Here is a 1502-nt window from a genome sequence, read left to right as displayed (position 1 = left end):
TTTTTTCACAGCTTTCAAAAACCCAATATTGCTTATAAGTTTTATTATGTGTTGCCTTTAATATGTATCCCAAACCATTTTTTAAAAAATAATCTTTTAATGGCTTAGAGTAACAATAAAAATATTTACCTTCCAAAATAAAAACTCCTCTATTTATTTCCTTTATCTTCATTTTTCCCAGAATTCCTTGTGGCTTGTCCCTCTGAACTCAAATCCTCTTCAGGAATAGTTGGTCTACCATTTATATCACCAGATGATTGTGTATATGAAGAATTAAAAGGAATAGCATATTGATTTATATTTAGTGCTAAAGCTTCAAAACGAAGTTTGTTATATGCAATATAAGGCGTATTGCCTAATGCGCACATATAATCCATTTTCCCAATACCGAATGAACTAGCATCTTTCATTCGGCTAATATATTCTTCTCGGTTATATTGAGTTTGATCAAAAATCTCCAAATGTATTCCATCGGTAATATGGTTTTTAATCCAATAATTTAGCCATGATTCAATGCGTCTTAGATAAACTGACATTTTACCTAAATCATTAGCGTTAGAATATTTAATACCATTCGCATTACTTGAATCACCAGAACTTATGATTAATCTGTTAATCCCCGCATTTGCGAATAAGTTATTCATTGCTTTATTTAGATTATCCGTATCAGTAGAAGATGTTGATTTTTCAAAATCTATAACTTGTGAGTCATCCTGATATGGTACAGTTCCATAACCAACTAAATCAGGAAGAATTTCTTTAATAAGTGCATCAAAATAATTTGCCAATTCCAGACTTATTGCAAAATCATCTACATTTTCAGAATTCAACAAAGGAATTTTATTTAAAATCAATTTATAATTCTGTAGTTTTTCTTTCGCAACAACAAGGCTTTCTGTATCAAGGAGATTTAATAAAGATTTGAATAATGGCAGGAAATAAGGTAATGGTACATAAAACTCATCATCTGTACTCGCAATGAGTGTTAATGTATTTTCTGGCGGAAGTCGAAAGAATTGATAATCTCTACCACCAGATTTATATTGATTATAGCCATCAATAAACACTTGATCCCAAACTCCTGTAGCATCATTATTGATACCCTCAATAAAGTCTTTATTATTAGATTTATCAAAAAACGAAGCATCAAAATAGGTTATCCATTCTCCTTCTTGTGTTTTGCCATATATACGACAATATTGTACATCTAATGGCATCAAAAACATTCCATTTTCATCATCACCATTCATCCATCCAACATATAAACCATCGCGAATGGTGTTTGAAACTACATTCTGTAATTCTTTTGCCATATTAAAATGATGAAATATTTTTAAAACTTTTTCATAGTTTTTAAGTTGTTTATCTACATTAAAGTCTTTTGTGTAATCTGCAAGAGGTGTAATATTATATGTATATAGTGGCATAGTAGAAAATGTAATATTATATGTATATAGTGGCATAGTAGAAAAGTAAGATATCATCTGCTTATATAACATTGA

The 1502-nt window shown here is 29.6% G+C and carries 1 protein-coding gene; it reads right to left on the bottom strand.

All coding sequences use genetic code 11. From position 1 onward, the window contains the following. Positions 1-149: 149 nt before the first annotated feature. The coding region (locus DWX91_RS16895) for a hypothetical protein (RefSeq protein ID WP_182435129.1) at positions 150-1502 on the bottom strand (1353 nt) is incomplete at its 5' end.

Source organism: Clostridium sp. AF22-10, assembly GCF_003478725.1.
Classification (GTDB): Bacteria; Bacillota; Clostridia; order Lachnospirales; family Lachnospiraceae; genus Otoolea; species Otoolea fessa.
Note: the sequence above shows the minus strand (reverse complement) of the source record. Positions and strands in the feature narration are given on the sequence as shown.